Source organism: Campylobacter sp. BCW_6461 (genome assembly GCF_001762735.1).
Classification (GTDB): Bacteria; Campylobacterota; Campylobacteria; order Campylobacterales; family Campylobacteraceae; genus Campylobacter_D; species Campylobacter_D jejuni.
In genome coordinates, this window is record NZ_MJXJ01000010.1 from 13,548 (window position 1) to 33,314 (window position 19,767).

Annotated in this window: 11 protein-coding genes, 1 other RNA gene and 1 pseudogene; 3 read left to right on the forward strand and 10 right to left on the reverse strand. The window is 31.0% G+C overall.

What is annotated here, in order from left to right; translation table 11 throughout:
- Positions 1-16: 16 nt before the first annotated feature.
- From AJ882_RS01320 to nrfH, 3 genes are all read right to left on the reverse strand, one after another.
- On the reverse strand, positions 17-571 hold the full coding sequence (locus tag AJ882_RS01320; RefSeq protein WP_011049963.1) for a membrane protein: 555 nt from the start codon (positions 569-571) through the stop codon (positions 17-19).
- Positions 572-705: 134 nt separating this feature from the next.
- Entirely contained in the window at positions 706-2,538 is a 1,833-nt protein-coding gene (locus AJ882_RS01325) for an ammonia-forming cytochrome c nitrite reductase subunit c552 (protein ID WP_002867305.1), read from the reverse strand.
- A 14-nt stretch (positions 2,539-2,552) separates the two neighbouring features.
- Positions 2,553-3,068 carry a cytochrome c nitrite reductase small subunit gene (nrfH, locus tag AJ882_RS01330; RefSeq protein ID WP_010891930.1) on the reverse strand — a complete coding sequence of 172 codons (516 nt, stop codon included), beginning with the start codon at positions 3,066-3,068 and terminating at the stop codon, positions 2,553-2,555.
- Positions 3,069-3,255: 187 nt separating this feature from the next.
- Between nrfH and AJ882_RS01335 the strand changes: the two genes are divergently transcribed.
- Entirely contained in the window at positions 3,256-5,340 is a 2,085-nt protein-coding gene (locus AJ882_RS01335) for an RNA degradosome polyphosphate kinase (RefSeq protein WP_002859644.1), read from the forward strand.
- Between the two features lie 142 nt (positions 5,341-5,482).
- Here the strand turns inward: AJ882_RS01335 and AJ882_RS09525 are convergent.
- The 3 genes and pseudogenes from AJ882_RS09525 to AJ882_RS01365 all read right to left on the reverse strand — a co-directional run bounded on the left by AJ882_RS09525 (position 5,483) and on the right by AJ882_RS01365 (position 8,737).
- Positions 5,483-7,761, reverse strand: a pseudogene (locus tag AJ882_RS09525) (autotransporter domain-containing protein).
- Between the two features lie 206 nt (positions 7,762-7,967).
- Positions 7,968-8,326: a transfer-messenger RNA gene (gene ssrA, locus AJ882_RS01360) on the reverse strand.
- Entirely contained in the window at positions 8,327-8,737 is a 411-nt protein-coding gene (locus tag AJ882_RS01365) for a hypothetical protein (RefSeq protein WP_002783915.1), read from the reverse strand.
- 90 nt (positions 8,738-8,827) lie between these two features.
- On the opposite strand from AJ882_RS01365, the gene ruvB reads away from it, so the two are divergent.
- On the forward strand, positions 8,828-9,835 hold the full coding sequence (ruvB, locus tag AJ882_RS01370) for a Holliday junction branch migration DNA helicase RuvB (protein ID WP_002859650.1): 1,008 nt from the start codon (positions 8,828-8,830) through the stop codon (positions 9,833-9,835).
- A 3-nt stretch (positions 9,836-9,838) separates the two neighbouring features.
- Positions 9,839-10,882 (forward strand): AI-2E family transporter, encoded by a 1,044-nt coding sequence (locus AJ882_RS01375; RefSeq protein ID WP_002859651.1) that lies wholly within the window; start codon positions 9,839-9,841, stop codon positions 10,880-10,882.
- A gap of 29 nt (positions 10,883-10,911) precedes the next feature.
- Here AJ882_RS01375 and fumC read toward each other — a convergent pair whose 3' ends face one another.
- Genes fumC through AJ882_RS01395 form a run of 4 tightly spaced genes read right to left on the reverse strand, consistent with a single transcriptional unit; the run spans position 10,912 to position 19,636 of the window.
- Positions 10,912-12,303 carry a class II fumarate hydratase gene (gene fumC / locus AJ882_RS01380; RefSeq protein ID WP_002867301.1) on the reverse strand — a complete coding sequence of 464 codons (1,392 nt, stop codon included), beginning with the start codon at positions 12,301-12,303 and terminating at the stop codon, positions 10,912-10,914.
- Between the two features lie 55 nt (positions 12,304-12,358).
- Complete coding sequence (locus tag AJ882_RS01385; protein ID WP_002867300.1) at positions 12,359-15,484, reverse strand: S8 family serine peptidase; 3,126 nt, start codon at positions 15,482-15,484, stop codon at positions 12,359-12,361.
- A 2-nt stretch (positions 15,485-15,486) separates the two neighbouring features.
- The gene (gene glmS, locus AJ882_RS01390; RefSeq protein ID WP_002867299.1) at positions 15,487-17,283 is read right to left on the reverse strand and encodes a glutamine--fructose-6-phosphate transaminase (isomerizing); all 1,797 of its coding nucleotides are present in this window, start codon (positions 17,281-17,283) and stop codon (positions 15,487-15,489) included.
- Between the two features lie 4 nt (positions 17,284-17,287).
- A complete protein-coding gene (locus AJ882_RS01395) occupies positions 17,288-19,636 on the reverse strand; it encodes a nucleotidyltransferase (protein ID WP_002867298.1) in 2,349 nt (782 codons plus the stop codon).
- Positions 19,637-19,767 lie beyond the last annotated feature (131 nt).

Genomic DNA, 19,767 nt, shown 5'->3' on the forward strand with positions numbered 1-19,767 from the left:
AAAAAGCTAGGAAAAATCAAAGGCCAAGATAAGCCAAAAGCAAAGTTACAACAACCCCTACTCCAAGAACTGCAAATTGTTTACTTCTATCTTTTTTATTTGCAAACAAAGTAATCATAAGCCCTGAAATATAAAGCATAAATAAAGTAATACCAAAACCTACACTAAGCACAGAAAAATACCAAGCACCCTTATCTTTATGAAGCATAATCATATCTCCAAGCAAAGATCTTGTTTTTAGAGTAATGCTGTATTCATTAGTAGAATTTTGAGTTATATTAGCACTATAATGAGTTCCACCTATTGTTATACCTTTATCTTTACTTTTAATTATATTTGTATTAGATGGCACTTTTAAACCATTTGTTTTTAAAAACTCTATTAAAGCTTCTCTTTCTTTACCACTTTCTATAACTTTTGACAATTGATACTGCTCAACTTTTAAGCCCACATCTTGATTAATACCAAAAATATACGCTATACCCGTTAAAGCAAAAAGCAAAGCACAAGGCAAGAAGAACAAACTAAGATAGATATGAACCTGTCTAAACAATTTATTTTTATTGATCATTTTAACTCCTTTTTGATTATCAAAATTTGTGATATTTTGACAAAACAAAGTGAAGCAAAAGTGAATTTTAAATAAAAAGTTTATATTTTTTAAAATAAAAAAGAAAAAGCCCCATAATTTATAGGGCTTAAGAATTATTTTTTATCAATCACTTGATAATTATAAGGAGCGAGCTCTTTATCATGCTCTAAAAGTTCTTTTGGAGGATTACCATTAACATCTTTTTCATCTGCATAGTAACGCTCTCCAGCTTTATGATTATTAACATCTACTTTATAATAAAGCTCTCCTGGATTAAATTTTTGAATATCTTCAAAACCTAAATTTGAAGTTTTAAAATCTTTAATTCCATTTGCTGCGGCGATTTCTACAAGTTTAGTTTGTCCCATTCTTGCCATATCAACAGCTTGCAATAACATTCTTGAAGCTTCGCGAGGATTATGGAAACCAGTTGAGTTTTCAGCATTAACAAAATCTGCTCTCATTTGAGCTTTACGATGAAGTTCTAAAACTTCTTTTAGTTCTTCGCTAATTTTTTTCGCATCAGCTTTTCCATCGCTTTGGAATTTTTCCATATTACCTAGTTCATCGCGTAGTTTTTTAGTATCCATAATCAAACTAACAATTGCATACTCTGCAGTTCTTTGATCATGTGCAACGCTATTTTGTATGTCAAGCACTTGAGCTTTTAAATAATCTTCGCTTTGTTTATGACAAGACTTACAAGCAGAGTTAATATCTCTTAAAGGAGAGGTGATATTGTGTTGAGTAACCTTTTTAGCTCCTTCTCTAACATAAGGCATATGACAATCCACGCAACTTACCCCATTTGCAGCATGCACACCGCCACTATAAAGTTCGCTTTCTGGGTGTTGAATTTTAATAATTTGCGCCCCTGTTAATTTATGAGTAAAATCAGCTCCAAATACTCCACGAACTTTATCATAATAATCATCTAACATTTCAATTCTAAATGGTTGCCCTTTTTTCCACTCACTCCAAGGAAAAGTTAAAACTATACCATCGGTTTCAATCTCTTTAGCTTTATTACCATCTCTCCAAAATTCATACTCATCATAATTTTTCTGAGTTCCATTCCACCATTTTTTAGAACTATCATCTACAATAGTTTCACCCATTACTTTTACTTTTTCCCCCGTTGGTTTAAAATAGTATTCAACATGGCATTGAGAGCAAACTAAAGTTCTCATTTCTTCTCTTGTAGCTTTTACGCCTTGCACTGGATCTTTTTCATATCCTCTAGAAACTAAAGCATTAATAGCTGCTGGACGAGTAAGTCTTAAACTCATATCATTTGGATTGTGACAATCTGCACAAGTTACACCCATTCTTTTACCACCATGTGGACCTGCATGTTCAGGTGAATTTTCCACTATACCATCAACGGCTGGGATATTTTTAATCATAGTCCAATAATTTGTAGAGTTAAAAGCAGTAAAATCTCCTTTAGCAACATTTTTTATAAGCCATGGAGTCCATCCACTATGACAATTCATACAAGCTGCGGGCTGGCCTTTAAAAGCAGCAAGGCCGTGAGCATTAAGAAAATCTTTGTTGTTTCTTGCTGTTTTCATTTGATCTACTTGAACCCAAAAATGCCCTCTTTCTTCATTGAAATCAAGACTAAAAGGATATCCTGCCCAAAGTATGGTTAATTGAGGAAAGCGAATTAATTTTGAATAAGCTAAATTACCACCAAATTCAGTAGCCTTAGGTTCTTCTTTTTCAACCGTTAAATACATTTTTAGTTGCTCTGGAAAAACCTTACCCCATTTTTCAAAATTTGGATCATCATCACTAAGCAAAGAAAAATCAGCATTTGCTGCAATGGCATTTTTATTTGCTTCATCTTCTTTTTTTTGATTGATATCATTATTTAGCCATAAAACTCCCGCTATAAGTAAAACCAAAACGACAATACCTAAGCGTAAAATATTTTTTTTCATTCATCTTCTCCTTATTAAATTCCGTGTTTATGTCCAACATCTTTATGACAAGAAGCACAATTTAATGACTTGTCTGCATGTGGATTTGTTGTAGCATTGATAGCTGTTTGAGCAAAATCTGCATGACAGCGTATGCAGTTTTCTTGCACCATTTTTCTGCTTTTTTCAGTCGCACTCAAATTTGTAGGCAACTCATCAAGTTTAAAAGTAAAAGCATAAGCATGTCCTAAACCACTTTGCGCTTTAGCTATCCACTTAGCTACAAAATTATGTGGCAAATGACAATCCACACAAGTTGCTCTTGGTTCGCCTTTGACTTTTTGAGAGTGTGGTCCTGCCATGTATTCGTTATAAACTTCATTCATAATATGGCAGTTATTACAAGATTCACTTGCATTGCTTAAATAAGATGTGCCCTTAGCGTTATAAAAAGTATAAAACCCAACCGCAAAGAAAACAAAAAGCAAAACAAGAAAAATAGTAAAAAGATTCGAAGTTTTCTTCAAAATTTTCCTCCTTAAAATTATCATTTCTTAAAATCTTCAATGAAACAACAATGTCACAGAATTTACCAGAAATAAATTTTTTAATTTTAACATAGATAAATTTAATATAATTTTAAAGATATATTTACTCTTAATTAACCTAAAAAATTTAAAACTTTTATTCAATAATTTCAAAATAAATGATAAAATACAACTAAAAAAGGAAAAATTAATGCAAACAAGTCCTGATATGTTTATCAATCGCGAACTTTCTTGGCTTCGCTTTAATTCTCGTGTTTTAGACCAATGTTCTAAAAATTTACCCTTGTTAGAAAAATTAAAATTTATAGCTATATATTGCACTAATTTAGATGAATTTTATATGATACGCGTCGCAGGCTTAAAACAACTTTTTTCAGCTGGAGTTAATGCAAGCAGTAGCGATGAAATGACCCCGTTACAACAATTAAAAGCCATACGCAAATACTTACACCAAGAAAAAGAACTTTTGGAGCGTTATTTTAATGAAATCACAAGTGAATTAGAAAAAGAAAATCTTTTCATAAAACATTATGAGAATTTAGATGAAAATTTAAAACAAAAATGTGATGAGTATTTTTTCTCCAATATTTTTCCTGTTATTGTTCCAATAGCTGTTGATGCTACTCACCCTTTTCCGCATTTAAACAACTTATCTTTTTCACTAGCGGTTAAAATTTGCGATAAAGCGCATCCTGAACTTGTAAAATTTGGAATGATTAGAATTCCAAGAGTTTTACCTCGTTTTTATGAAGTAAGTGCAAATATTTATGTTCCTATAGAAAGTATAGTCCATCAACACGCAGAAGAAATTTTTCCAGGCTATAAACTCTTGGCTTCAGCAGCATTTAGAGTGACTAGAAATGCAGATATGGTAATAGAAGAGGAAGAAGCTGATGATTTTATGATGATTTTAGAACAAGGCTTAAAACTTCGCAGAAAAGGAGCTTTTGTAAGATTGCAAATTCAAAAAGATGCAGATGAGCAAATCGTAGAATTTCTTAATACTCACATGAAAATTTTTCATAAAGATGTTTATGAATATTCTATTTTACTCAATCTCCCTAGCCTTTGGCAAATCGCAGGAAATAAAACCTTTACGCATCTTTTAAGCCCACTTTACACGCCTAAAACTTTACCACCTTTTGATGAGAATTTATCTATTTTTGATGCTGTAGAAAAAGAAGATATACTCATCATACAACCTTTTGAAAGTTTTGATCCAGTTTATAAATTTATCAAAGAAGCAAGCAAAGATCCTGAAGTAATTTCCATAAGAATGACACTTTATAGAGTGGAAAAAAATTCCAATATAGTTCAAGCTTTAATTGATGCTGCAAGTGATGGAAAACAAGTAACTGTGATGGTAGAATTAAAAGCACGCTTTGATGAAGAAAATAATCTTCATTGGGCGAAAGCTTTAGAAAATGCCGGAGCTCATGTTATTTATGGCATTACAGGTTTTAAAGTCCACGCTAAGGTTTCTCAAGTCATACGCAAACAAGGAGATAAACTTAAATTTTATATGCATTTAAGCACAGGAAATTATAATGCAAGCAGTGCTAAAATCTATACTGATGTGAGTTATTTTACAAGCAAAGCAGAATTTGCAAGAGATACGACAAGCTTTTTCCACATCTTATCGGGCTTTAGTAAAAATCGTCGCCTTCAAACTCTTTCAATGAGCCCAAATCAAATCAAAGAAAAAGTTTTAGAAATGATACGCATTGAAACAAGCAAGAAAAATGAAGGTGTGATTGTAGCTAAAATGAATTCTCTTGTGGATAGTGATATCATACAAGCGCTTTATGAAGCAAGTATGGAAGGAGTGCAAATCGATCTTATCATACGCGGAATTTGTTGCTTAAAACCTGATGAAGAATACAGCAAAAACATACGCGTTAGAAGCATCATAGGAAAATACTTAGAACATGCTAGAGTATTTTATTTTAAACATAGTGAGCCAAATTATTTTATATCGAGTGCAGATTGGATGCCAAGAAATTTAGAACGCCGTTTAGAACTTATGACTCCTATATATGATGAAAGAAGCAAAGCTAAATTAGCTCAATTTTTACGCTTGCAACTTAGTGATAATGTTTTAGCTTATAAGCTTAAAAATAATGGAGAATATGAAAAAATTCCTTCTTCTGAAAAAATCATAGATTCTCAACAAACCTTAGAAGAATATGTAAGTAAAATTTATAAAACACTTAAAAAAGATACAGATCAAAGTCGTGCAACGCACTTAGCTTCCAAACTTTTCAAAGAAAACTAAAAGTTTTTAGGGTTTTTTACTCTAAAGACTTATTTACTTGTTTGTTATAAAAAAGGGCTTTAAGATAAAGCCCTAGGAGATTTCGCATAGAAATAAACAATTATTTCTAAACTATAAAAAGATTTAGAAATGATTTTTAAGATTAAAATTTATACTTAAGTCCTACTTGACCACTTAAGTAAGTTTCATTTTTATTATCTACTTTACCTGCTAGTATTTGTTTAGCACCAAAGCCAAGATTCATACTGAGTTGATTTGTAAAATCTACATTACCCCCTACGATAATTTGTCCGTATGTTTTTTTCTTGTTGTTAGCTTCAATACTAGTAAAGAAAGCATTATTTACAGCTAGGTTAGCTGTGTAATCATCACCACTATTGATAACAAATTGTTCTATTTTTGGAGTTACAAAAATATAAGAGTTTTCATTCATATATTTTCTAAATTCAGCACCCACTTCAACACTTACAGAATTGTTTTTCATAGAATCAATATCTTTAGCAATAGCACCATTTTCTGTATGAAATGGAGTATAACTAAAATAATAATTTACTCCCGCAAAAGGTTTAATAAATAAAGTATTATCACTAAAGTCAAACACACGACCTGCATTAACACTAAGTCCTAAGAATTTGCTTGTATAATCTGAGTTATATGCACCATCTATTTGAACATTGTCTTGTTTAGTTGGAGAAACTTGAGCATAAGCTTTAAGATTAAGTTCCCATTGTGGAGCTATATTGATAGTAGAATACATACCTAATTGGAAGTTATCGCTTTTTTGTTCTAAATTATTGTCTTTGATTTTAGCATTTGCATAAGTAAAATAAGCACCCCATAAAACATCATCATTAGCTTGTTTATCTACTCCCACGGTAGCACCATACATTGCACCACTATCTCCATCGATAATGTTAGCACCACCAAAAGCATTAGCCCAAACACTATTGGTATATTCATTTACATAGCTTGGTCTCATATCGCTATCTAAAGCAGCAAATTTAAGACCATTCATTTTAAAGCATAAGTTCCAAAAGGATTGTTTAGCATTGCTACACGAGAACCTATAGAAACATCATTAGAAATATTCATAGTGGTATTTACTGCACTAGAAGCTGAATTTAGATTAGATACAGATTTACCTGTATTGTCTGTGTCTTTTTTGATATCTAAAGCTAGTTTTACACCTTCTCTACTTGCTAAATCTGCTCCTATACTTCCTAATTGTTCTGTGATAGAACGAAGTGCTAGGATAGAAGCTTTATCATTAGCACTAAGATTTCAATTTGAATTTTTATTTACTAAATCAATGTATTTTTCATCATCGATTTTTCCGCCGTTTTCTTGAGCTTCTTTTTTGAGTTATTCAAGTTCAGTTTTTTTGTTTTTCAAGGGCTTCTTTGACTTTTGCCCATTCTTCATCTTGATCGGAATCAAATTCATTTTCAAGCAATTTATCGATAGTATCTATATCTACTTGAAGTTGAACTAGCTTATCTTTAGCCGCTGCAGTAGCACCTCCATTGATCACTAAGCATTTATTGCCACCGCAGTTTTGAACGCTAAGTTTATAATCTACTAAGCCTTTTTCTCCATCGCCGTATTTATCTTCATCGCTAATATCTATTATAGTTCCTGCTTCCAAAGGATCTTTGCCTTGAACATCGGTTGAGATATAATCACTTGCGAATTTTAAAAGTAATGCACCCGCGTTATTATTTGATTTTTCTTCTAAGATATCTTTGTTAAAATCTTTAGCTTGAACCATTACTACATTATTTGCTTCTAAATCTGTATAAGAGCGTTTGATAAGTCCAAAATTTGAATTTGCAAGATTTGCAGTTCCATTTACCTTAACAAAATTTCCATAAGTAGCAAAAAGGGTTTTATCGGCGGTAAAATTTCCATTTATAGTTAAGCTACCATTAGCACTTTTTCCTTCAACTGCTCCATTATAAAGAATTATACCTGAGCCTTTTTTTCATCCTCGGTAATGGCTTCCTTTCCTGAGCCAGTCATAGTCAAATCTCCATTAATCACCGAAGGTGCAAAAGCTTGTAAAACTATATCTGTTGTTTTAACCTCTTTGGCAGTAGCGTTTAAATTTGTTACATAAGCAGGATGATCGCCATTATTGTGTTTAAAGCTTAAAGTATTGTTTTTACCGATATCAATGTTCAATCGATAATCAGCGCTATCATAACCATCGCTTGGTAAATCCTAAACGCCCATTGTGATACCTAAATCTTTTCCTTTGTAATCATCAGGATTTTTAAGATTGATATCCTTACCATTTTCTTCAAAATATTTTCCTATATCTGAAGACTCTGTAAGATTGATTTCTTGTGCAAAAGCACCTGAATAAAGCAAAGTTGCTACACCTAAGCTTAGCAATATCTTGCTCGAAGCATTTTTCTTCATAAGTTTCTCCTTCAATAAATTTAAACTGAAGGAAAAATTATACCCCCCCCCTAAAAATAAGCTTAAAAATAAAACTATAAATTTTTAATGAAAAATTATAAAACCTAATATATCAAAGTTTTAAGGGTAATAAATCGTTCTTAACTTCATATAAAAAATTCTAAAAAATTTGAAATAAACTTATGATTTACTTAAAATTAGCGTGATGGTGGAAGCGAGGGGAATCGAACCCCTGTCCAAAAATAATCCCACAAAGACCTCTACATGCTTAGCAAAGATGACTACTTCACCCTACTTCGCTCATCTTCCAAAACTCAAAAGCAAGGCTAAGACTTTATTTCACCTCAACGCTTGTCAAACGCAAGGCTACACTATCAAAAATGACCGAAAATTAAGCTAGATAGTATGACTTAAATTTCAGGCTCAACTGAACTTACGCAGCTTTAGCGTAAGCAGGAGCGAATTTAACGTTGTTTGCGTTTAATTTTATTTGGGCTTTTTACGCTTTGCCCAAAGCGACATGCCATCTAAGCAGACTTACTCCTGTCGAAGCCAAGTCGCTCCCTTATTTAGAAATAATATTTGGAACATTAACAATTAAAGGATTAAAAACCGCTAAAACAGAATCATCATTTTCATATGAACGACAATATTTTTCAAACTGATCACTCATCAAAAGCATCCAATCCGTAAATTCATCACTAGCAGGCCCGTTAAAGCGATTTGCTTGCGCCATCATCTCTTCACAAAATACACAAAAATCAGTCACTTCTTCAAGATTTAAGCGTCTTGCTGCCCAAGCGGTATTGTGTGCTAAAGTTTCAAGCTCTTTTATAGCTTCTTTATAACGCACGCTATCGCTTCCAAGCTTGATGATTAAAGGTTCAAACCTATCGCACATGGTTCTAAAAAATTGTAAAAATTTTTCTATATCGTCAATTTCATAATCTAATTCTAATTTTGTTAAAATTCCCATTTTTAAACCATAATCATTAAAGTTTAATGTAAATTCTAGCAAATTTTAGCTAAAATCTTATTTTAATTTTTCCAAAATATAAGCAAAGATATGGATAGAATAGTAGAAATAGAAAAATACTCTTTTGATGAAACTTATGAAACTTCATTGCGTCCTTCAAATTTTGATGGTTATATAGGTCAAGAAAGCATTAAAAAAAATTTAAATATCTTTATAGCTGCAGCCAAAAAACGCAATGAATGTTTAGATCATATACTTTTTAGTGGTCCTGCAGGACTTGGAAAAACAACACTAGCTAATATCATCTCCTATGAAATGGGTGCAAATATCAAAACAACCGCCGCTCCTATGATAGAAAAAAGCGGAGATTTAGCCGCTATTTTAACCAATCTTAGCGAAGGAGATATACTTTTTATCGATGAAATTCATCGCTTAAGTCCTGCTATCGAAGAAGTGCTTTACCCTGCAATGGAGGATTACCGCCTTGATATTATCATAGGTAGTGGTCCAGCTGCTCAAACCATAAAAATCGATTTACCAAAATTTACTCTTATAGGGGCTACAACGCGTGCAGGTATGCTTAGCAATCCTTTACGTGATCGTTTTGGTATGCAATTTAGATTAGAATTTTACAAAGATAGCGAACTTGCTCTCATCTTGCAAAAAGCAGCTTTAAAACTTAATAAAACTTGCGAAGAAAAAGCCGCACTTGAGATCGCTAAAAGAAGTCGTTCAACTCCTAGAATAGCTCTAAGGCTTTTAAAAAGAGTTAGAGATTTTGCCGATGTTAATGATGAAGAGATTATCACAGAAAAAAGAGCTAATGAGGCCTTAAATTCTTTAGGAGTTAATGAGCTTGGTTTTGATGCGATGGATTTAAGATATCTTGAACTTTTAACCGCTGCCAAACAAAAACCTATCGGACTTGCAAGTATTGCTGCGGCTTTAAGTGAAGATGAAAATACCATAGAAGATGTAATCGAGCCTTATTTACTAGCTAATGGCTATATAGAACGCACTGCAAAAGGGCGTATAGCAAGTGCAAAAAGTTATAGTGCTTTAAAACTAAACTATGAAAAAACTTTATTTGAGGAGTAAATTTTGCAAAATGGAAAATTCTTTCTTATAAGCTTTATTTTAGTTATTTTATTTCTTTTACTTTACCTTTTTAAAGGTTTTTTACTTGTAATTATCATAGCTAGTTTAATGGCGGTAGCTACCTCAAACATCAATGCAAAATTTTTAAATCTTACTAAAGGACATAAATTTTTAGCTTCCATTCTTACAACAGCTTGTATGGTTTTGCTTTTCTTTGCACCTTTTGTTTATGCTATGATAGAACTTGCCAAAGCTTTAAAGAATTTTGATATTAATTTAGTTACACAAACACTTGATTATGTCAAAAACTATCAATTCACCTTGCCTGAAAGCTTTAATTTTTTAGAACCTAAAATTAAAGAATTTTTAGCTTCTATAGATTTAAATAGTATTTCTAAACAAATTCTAAGTTATGCTTCAAGTTTTACAAAATCAGGAGCTAAATTTCTTATAGATATGGTTTTAATTTGTGTGTTTTATTTCTTTGCAAATCTATATGGAACAGAACTTGTTATCTATCTTAAATCCATCATTCCTATTGATAAAAAAGAACTCGATGATGTTTTAAGCGAAGTGGGTAATGTTATGGCTGTTGTGCTTTACTCTATGGTAATTGTAGCAATATTTCAAGGTGCACTTTTTGGTTTAATCACAATATTTTATGGTTATGATGGAATTTTAATGGGAGTAATTTTTGCTGTAAGTTCTCTCATACCTGCTATAGGAGGAGCTTTAATTTATGTGCCTGTAAGTCTTTATGAATTTGCCTCAAACAATCTTAACTCAGCTCTTGTTATTTTTATTTATTCTGTAATTGTAATTTCTTTTATAGCAGATACTTTAATCAAACCTTTAATCATCAAATGGATCAACAAAAAACTTGTAAAAACTCCCACTAAAATCAACGAACTTTTAATTTTCTTGGCCATGATAGCAGGAATTTCAACCTTTGGTTTTTGGGGTATTATACTAGGTCCTGCAATTTTAACTTTTTTTGTATCAACTTTAAGAATGTATGTGATTTTAAAAGATAAGAATTTAATTTAACTTGCCTTAAAAAAGGCAAGTTTTATGTTCTAGGCTTTTGGACCTATCATTTTAGTAGGATCAACAAATTTATTGAAATCTTCTTCGCTAACCAAACCAAGCTCCATTGCGCTTTCTTTTAAAGAAATACCTTTTTTATGGGCATTTTTGGCTACTTTAGCAGCGTTTTCATAACCTATGTATGGGTTTAGAGCGGTAACTAGCATTAAAGAATTATGAAGATTATGATCGATTTTTGCACGATTTGGTTCTATGCCTACAGCACAATGGATATTGAATGAATGCATAGAATCAGCTAACAAATCAAGACTTTGCAAGAAATTATAAATAATCACAGGCTTAAACACATTAAGTTCAAAATTTCCTTGACTTGCTGCAAATCCGATAGCTGCATCATTTCCCATCACTTGTACAGCAACCATAGTAACAGCTTCACACTGGGTAGGATTTACCTTACCTGGCATAATCGAACTTCCTGGCTCATTTTCAGGGATGATAAGCTCACCAAGACCGCATCTTGGGCCTGAAGCTAACCATCTTATATCATTTGCAATTTTCATTAAATTTGCAGCCAAACCCTTCATAGCTCCATGAGTAAAATTGATCGCATCATGACTTGTTAAAGCATGAAATTTATTTGGACTTGAAACAAATTTCGTACCTATAAGTTGAGTTAGCTCTTCACTTACTTTTTGGCTTAATTCTGGATGCGCATTAAGCCCTGTTCCTACTGCGGTTCCTCCTATGGCAAGTTCTCTTAAAGTTGGTAAAGAAGCGATGATTTGCTCTTTTGAATGCAAAAGCATAGAAAGATATCCACTAAATTCTTGTGCTAGAGTAAGTGGAGTAGCATCTTGTAAATGCGTGCGTCCTATCTTGATAATACTATCAAATTCTTTTACTTTTTTTTCAAAAGTTGCAATAAGCTCATCAAGCGCAGGGATAAGCTTTTTCTCTACTTGCTCAACCGCAACGATACTCATAGCTGTTGGAAAAGTATCATTTGAACTTTGACTCATATTAACATGATCATTTGGATGTACAAGCTTTTCTTTGCGAAAATCCCCGCCCATGATTTCAGTGGCACGATTTGCAATAACTTCATTCATATTCATATTGCTTTGTGTGCCTGAACCTGTTTGCCAAATCGCAAGTGGAAAATTATCATCAAATTTACCTGCGATAATCTCATCGCAAGCTTGAACTATAGCATTTTTCTTAGCATCATCAAGTTTGCCAAGTTTGTTATTGACCAAAGCTAAAGATTTTTTAAGATTTGTAAAAGCATAGATTAAAACCTTTGGCATTTTCTCGCAACCGATTTTGAAATTTTCAAAACTTCTTTCAGTTTGAGCTCCCCAATATTTGTCATTTGGGACCTTAACTTCACCCATGGTATCATGTTCAACTCTGTATTCCATAATTTTTTCCTTTGATTAAAATTTTATTTATTATAAGCTAAAAAAATAAATACTTTCAAAAACGTTTTCCTACTGAACTCATTAAATGCAATTCATAGGCATTATGAGAAAATCTATTCATTAACATAAACTGCCAAAATACATTGTTTTTATATAAAAATTCTGAATTAAAACCTTGACTTAAAATATTATCTTTTAATTTATATTTTTGAATAAAAGTAATAGGAAAATCAACAAAACTAGCCTTATTTTCTAAAGTTCTTCCATAAATTCTTTTTTCAAAAATTACAAAAGTAGAAAAAGAAGCTTGATAATCATCTTGCTCTATATTTTTAGCAAGATTAAAACCTAAATTTGCATTTATGCTATGATGTTTTAAACTTTCATAATTTTTAGCAAAAGGACTTTTATTTTCTTTAAAATCTTCTTGATAAAAAAAACTATGTGTAAAATACATTAAAGGATTAAAAATAAAATCTTGACCTAAAATAATATCTTTAGTTACACCAAGCTGGGCTGAAGTTTGCAATGTTTTATATTTGCCTTCAATTGGCTGCTCTACTACAAAACGATTAAGAGTATTAAATCCTACACCTATACCTAATCCACTTAATATTTTTATAAAATCTAAATCATGGTTATAATTAAGCAATAAATCCATGTTATAACTCTTCAAATCACTACCATTATTAAAATTAAATTTAGCGCTAGAAAGAGATAAAGCATAAGCTAAAAAGCCTGATGAGAAATTTTCTCCTAAAGAGATATTAGCACCTGTTTTTTGACCTGAAAAATCTTTATCTTTATAGTATTTATAACTTGGAGTAAGATGCCAAAAATATTCTTCATTGCTAAAAATTCTAGGTAAATAAGTACTAGCAAGTAAGATATTATTGTTTTGTGCAAAATTATTAATATTAAGAGGATGAAGGGTAAATAACATATTATTTTGCATTAAATTAGATTGATTATGATTACTAAAAGTGCTTAAATACCCTGAACCTTCTATTCTATTTAATTTAGTCTTTACATCTATTCCATTATCTAAAGAAGCAAAAAATTCCTGATAAGTCTGACTCAAGTCTGCCCTAGATCGCAATTGTCTTAAAGCATTTCCCAAGCTTGTATTAGGAATTTCGTAAGCATTTGGCTTTAAATTAGGTTTTATTAAGGTTTTATTAATACTCACTAAATCATCACTTAAAACAAAATCAAAATTTAAAGCATAGGTATTTTGTATCAAAACATGATTAAAAGATGATAAACTTTTTTCCAAATCTCCTAAATTAATTTTCACTGGCTTATTTAAGATATAGTATTTAGGTAAAGGAATATATTCTAAATTCCCGCTCCTAATATCATAAGTTTTTGCAATCAGTTTAGAATTTTTATAATTACCAAAATCAAGTTGCAATTTAGAGTCAACTCCTTCTTGAGTATAAGTTCCTTGCACGGTTAAATCATTTAAATCTTCATTTCCAGGTCTAACTATACCTTTATTGTTTAAATTTTGGCCTACAATACCATTACCGCTTAGTATTGCTTTTTGTTCTACATAAGCATTATTTTTAACTTTTCCTTTAAGCTTTAATTCTCCTTGTTTGATTAAAGTTGCACCCTCATAAGTATTTTGACCACTGATAATCAAAATACCTTCACCTTCTTTAGATAATCCTATGTTAAGATTAGCTAAATGTGTAGGTTTATTAATAGCACTTGATAAATGAGTATTTTCATCCCATTTTCTTTGACTAATATCATTAGAAAATTCAGCATCATAACCTGCAGTGTTTATAGTATAATAAGCTGTATTAGGTTCTTGCTCATATTTTAATACATCCTGATCACTGAGTCTGTTTGCATCTAAAATACTCAGTCCTTTTAACGCCTTTTGTGCATCTAAAATTCCTTGTCCAAATAATTCTTCTTTCTCAACTCTAACTACTCCATTAATAGAACTAATAGTAGAAGTATTAAGTTTTTGTGACTGCGCACTATCTCTATTATCCCAAATATAATCACTATAATCAATCCATTGTCCATTAACTTGAACTTGTATTCCATTGTAAAGCTGTTTTAAATCCCGTTTTATTTCATCTTCTATCCTAGGTGGATCTTGCGAAATATACACAATAAGAAATTTAGGTTGATTTGTTCCATCGGTTACTTGTTTAACAGTAAATTTTGGAGCCTTATAATTTTTATTTGCTGTACTTAACAGTATATCAGCAATTTGCTTACCATCCAAAAAAGGGAAATTTTGCTTGACCAGTGCCGCTGTTCCACTTACCATAGGTGCTGCCATAGAAGTTCCACTTTTTTTTGTAAACTTATCATTAGTGCTTGAATCAACATTATTAATATTTACTCCAGCAGCAACTAAAGAAAAATTCGTAGCTCCCTTAAAACCATTACTAAAATCAGCCAAACCTTGACTTTTAATTATTAAAGTCCCATCTGATTCTAAAGTAATCTCATTTGCATCCAAAGCTCCAACAGCCAACCAAGCTCTTAAAGATTCATCATAACTTGGTAAAATCGCATGCAAAGCAGGGCTAAGAATTCCTTCATTACCAGCAGCAAATACATTTAATACTCCCTTGTCCTTGCTAAGCCTCATCATATCATTAGCAACCTTATCTGCTTTCATAACATATTCCAAAGGAGTATTACAGATATTATAGCTTGTCCCTTGATTAGTTTGAGTACAATCTACTAATCCAGAATTTGAAGCCTTAAGATTAAAATAAGGATAAAAATTAATACCCCAGCTATTATTAATAATACTCACATCTTTGAAAAAATTATAAATATCAGGAATTTGAGTGTAAGAGCCATTTGGAAACACCCCAGCTCCATAAAATTTTGCCCCATAAGCCACTCCATAAGGTTTGCTATCGCCTATCTTTGCTCCAACAGCTATACCTGCTACATGACTTCCGTGTGTTGATTTTTTCAAATCAGGTATAAGCTGTTTCCCAGCTGTATCAGTAGGATAAGTAGACTTTAAAATCTTATCCTTTAAACTAATATGATCTTGATTAAAAGCATCATCGGCTACACCTATTATAATAGTATCTCCACTATACCCTAGCTTATGTACTTTATCAATATGATGAAGTTCAAATTCGCTTAAAGCAAAAAGTTTACAAACTAAAGTTAAACAAAAAAATTTTTTCATTTCTATTCTACCGTTACGCTTTTAGCCAAATTTCTTGGCATATCCACATCATTGCCAAGTCTTATGGAAATTTCCATCGCCAAAAGTTGAGTAATGACCATCATTTCAAAAAATTCACACATATAATGATCTTGCTCATTGGTTTTTATAAAATCATCACTTAAATCAAATTCTAAAGGTGAAATGCTAAGCACTGTAGAATCCCTAGCAATAAGCTCTTCAACATTTGATTTTGTTTTTTCATAAAGCATGTGCTTTGGCATTAAAGCTATAGTATAAAGCTTAGAATCAGCCAAAGCAATAGGGCCATGTTTCATCTCTCCTGCAGGATAACCCTCAGCGTGAAGATAAGATAATTCTTTAAGTTTCAAAGCTCCTTCTAAAGCCAAAGGATAAAACACATCTCTGCCTATAAAGAAAAAGCCATGTCCATCTAAATAACGCTTGGATAAACGATGAATTTTTTCATGTAAAGCCTGTTTTACACTCACGCAATTTGGAGTATGCAAAAGTGCTTTAATTTCAGCAGAAACATTTAAATTTCTTTTTTGTGCCATAAAAATAGCAAACATCCAAAGGGTTAAAACTTGAGTCGCAAAAGCTTTAGTTGAAGCAACTCCTTTTTCTATACCTGCACGAGTTAAAAGACTTAGGTGTGCTAAACGCACTATATTAGAATTATCCACATTGCAAATTGCAAAAGTCTTAGCACTCTGCTCTTTTGCAATCTTTAAAGCCTCTAAAGTGTCTGCTGTTTCTCCACTTTGAGAAATAACGATAAATAAAGAATCCTTTTTTATAATTGCTTCACGGTAGCGAAATTCACTTGCAATTTCTACTTTAGCTTTAACTTTAGCAATTCTTTCAAACAAATAAGCACTTGCCATTGCAGCATGATAGCTTGTTCCACAAGCACAAAGCGTGATTTCATCTACTTGACTTAAATCTTCATTGTTTAGCTCATCAAAAACGACTTCATCGCCTTGAATACGCCCCATTAAAACTTCACTCATCACGCGACTTTGTTCATAAATTTCTTTTTCCATAAAAAAACGAAAGCCGTCTTTTTTTGCATAAGCCTTATCGCCTGAAAGCTTAGAAAAACAAAGTGATTTTAAAATATCATTTTCATAAACGACAAGCTCATCTTTACTCGCGTATCCCAAGCTTAAATCTTCAAGATACATTACCTCATCACAACTTCCTATCAAAGGCGCATCACCTGAAGAAAAATACCATTCTTTATTTGCATTTTTACCGATAATCAAAGGAGCAGCATTTTTTGCAAAATACACATGATTGGGATCTTTTTTTGTTACCAACAAAGTAGCAAAAGCACCGCGAAGTTCTTTGATGGTTTTTTGCCAAGCTTCAAAAACTCCCAAATTTCTTGCATATAATTCAAAAAGCTGGACAATAACTTCTGTATCGGTTTGACTTAAAAAACTCACGCCTTCTTTTTCAAGTTTATCTTTGATTTCTTTATAATTTTCTATAATACCATTGTGAATCACACAAGAATACTGTCCTAAATGAGGATGTGCGTTGATTTCAGTAGGCTTACCATGAGTTGCCCATCTTGTATGACCTATAGCAAAACCATAACCTTGACTTTCAAAATCCGTGCATTTATTCGCCAAATTTTCAAGCTTTCCTACAGCTTTAAAAAAACTGAGCTCTCCTTCTTGCATCACTGCCATACCCGCACTATCATAGCCACGATATTCCAATTCTTTAAGTCCATTTAGTATAATTTGTTTTTTTTCATTATTTCCTATATAACCTACGATTCCACACATTTTTTTACTCACTTATTAATAAATTAACTAACTTTTGCTCGCTATGTTCTAATTTTTCATTCTTTTGAAAAATAAAAATATTACGCGTCCTTTGTCTTATGGTTTGAATTTTTGCTGCACATAAAACAAGTTCAAGTTCATTAAAAACATTCATCAAATACGCCATTAAACCCTGCTGATCTTTCGTATTAAGACCTAATTTGGCATACATTTTAGAATAGTTTAAGTCTAATTTTAACTCATCTTTTTTAATGATTGGCTTTTTAATTTTTTTCAAATTAAAACCAGAAAGATTTGAATTTAAAAGCTCGCAAAGTTTTAGTTTTTGCTCATCACTGATAATATTATCATATTCAAATCTTAAATAAATTTTATTATCAAAAAGTTCAAAAAAATTCATGAAAATAAGATTTAAATTTGTTAAAGAACTTAAAATAATGGCAATATTAAAATGAAGTGGTGCAACAATTTGCAAACTAAGATTTGTTTCATTATTAAACCAAAATTTAAAATCATTTTCTTTGGCTAATTTAGAAATCATAACAATATCTTCAAAAGTATTTTTTATAATAAAAAGATTTGATTTGATATGTATGATTTTATCTTGCAAAATTTCATCTTGCTCTAAAAAAATCTTACTTCTTTTAAGTGTTAATTCTTTTTTTACTCTTCTTGCGCTTTCTTCAAGTAGATTTTCATCTTCAAAACCTTGTTTTGCATTTTCTAAAAGTTTATCAAGAACTCTAAAATAAAAAGCATTATAATTTAAAGCCTTAGCCTTTAGCCAAGTTAAAGTATATAAAAGCTCTAAATTTTCTAAATTTTCTAGCTTAGAAACCAAGCTACTTACAACAATAGGATTGTATATATCTTCTTTTTCTACAAGATCTTTTAAGGCATTATTGTTTTTAAATATCTTAAGACCCCATTCTAAAATTTCATTCTTTAAATCAAATTTAGAGCAATACGCTCTATATATGCCTGCTAAAGAAATTTCATTTTCACTTTCTATAGCGCTTAAAAGTATCACAAGCTTTAAAATCATTTTTTCATCGGTTTTAAGTTTTTGGAGTATCTCAAGCTCATCTTCGTATTTTTCAAATTCACTTAACATAAGAAAAACTTGCTCATCAAAACTATAATTTCCTTCTTCATCGCTTAAAAAACGAACTGTCCAAAAAGGCTTACATAAATCTTTTAAAATTCCACTATCAAGCAAAAGTTTTAAAACACAAAAACTATGCCTTTTATAAAAAATTTTCTCAAAAAGTATTAAAGCTTTTTCTATATCTTTTTTACCGTATTTCAATCTTCTTAGGGCAAAAACCAAGTTAAGATCGAAAATAACATGTTTATCTTCAAGTTTTAATAAGTATTCTAAAACTTCCACAAGAGTTTTAAATTTATATTCTTGTTTAAGAGTATGATTTAATCCATCTTGAATTTGCTTTGCTAAAAAGTGTGTATAAAAACCTATAGTATGCATACTTTGCAAAGCCTTTTGAACCAACAACTCATTTGCTCCAAAATGTTTTTTAGCTTTTTTATACATTAATTCACTCAAATCATGAACATTAATAAGTAAAAATTCATCCTCATCTTTAGCACTTAATAAATTCATCGCTGATTTTAAAGAAAGTAAAAAATCTCCAGCTAAACGCAACTCGCTTAAATTTTTTTCATCTATAAAATTTAAAGCATAATTTTTTGGAGAAGTCTTAAAAAGAACAAGCAAACTCTCTAAGGATCTTAAATGATTTAATCCGCCAAAATCTTTTAAGATATTAAATTCTTGCTTTATAAATGGAATGTCAAATTCTTTAAAATTTTCTAGCAAAAGCTTGGCAAAATCATTTTTATTTTCTTTTATAATACTCTCAAATTTTATCTTAATCCCTTTAAATAAAATCCTAGAACCACATATGAAACGAGTTTGTATTATAGAAGTCTTAAGCTCATTGCTAGCATTATAAAGTCCATTAAATTCTAAGATAACCGAATCAATTTGCAAATGCGCATCATTTAAAATTTCGATAAAAGCCTTAATCATAGGTTTTAAATGAAAAGCCTTAATATCTTTATAAACAAAAATCAAAGAAATACTTTCATTAAAACAAAGACTATTATTTGCATATGCTTTGCTTGCTAAAACACAAAAAGGGATATTATCACTTGGAGGTGAAAAATCATCAAAATAATCTTTAAGAACTATATCATAAGCTTTTTTTATGAAATTATCCATATTTTTAGAATGATATAAGCTAAACGCCCCTTGCTTAAGAAAAAATTTTCTACAACTTTGGGTATAGGAACTAAGATTTTTTTTAAAAATTTCTAATTCTTTATTTAACAAAATTTCTACTCTCTTTAAAATTTTAATATTTTAATAATAATCTTAACAAAAATATCTTTTATTTTGGCTTTTTCTATAAACTCTTTTTCAGTAAGCAAAAATTATAATGCTTTATTTAAAAACAGCAAAAG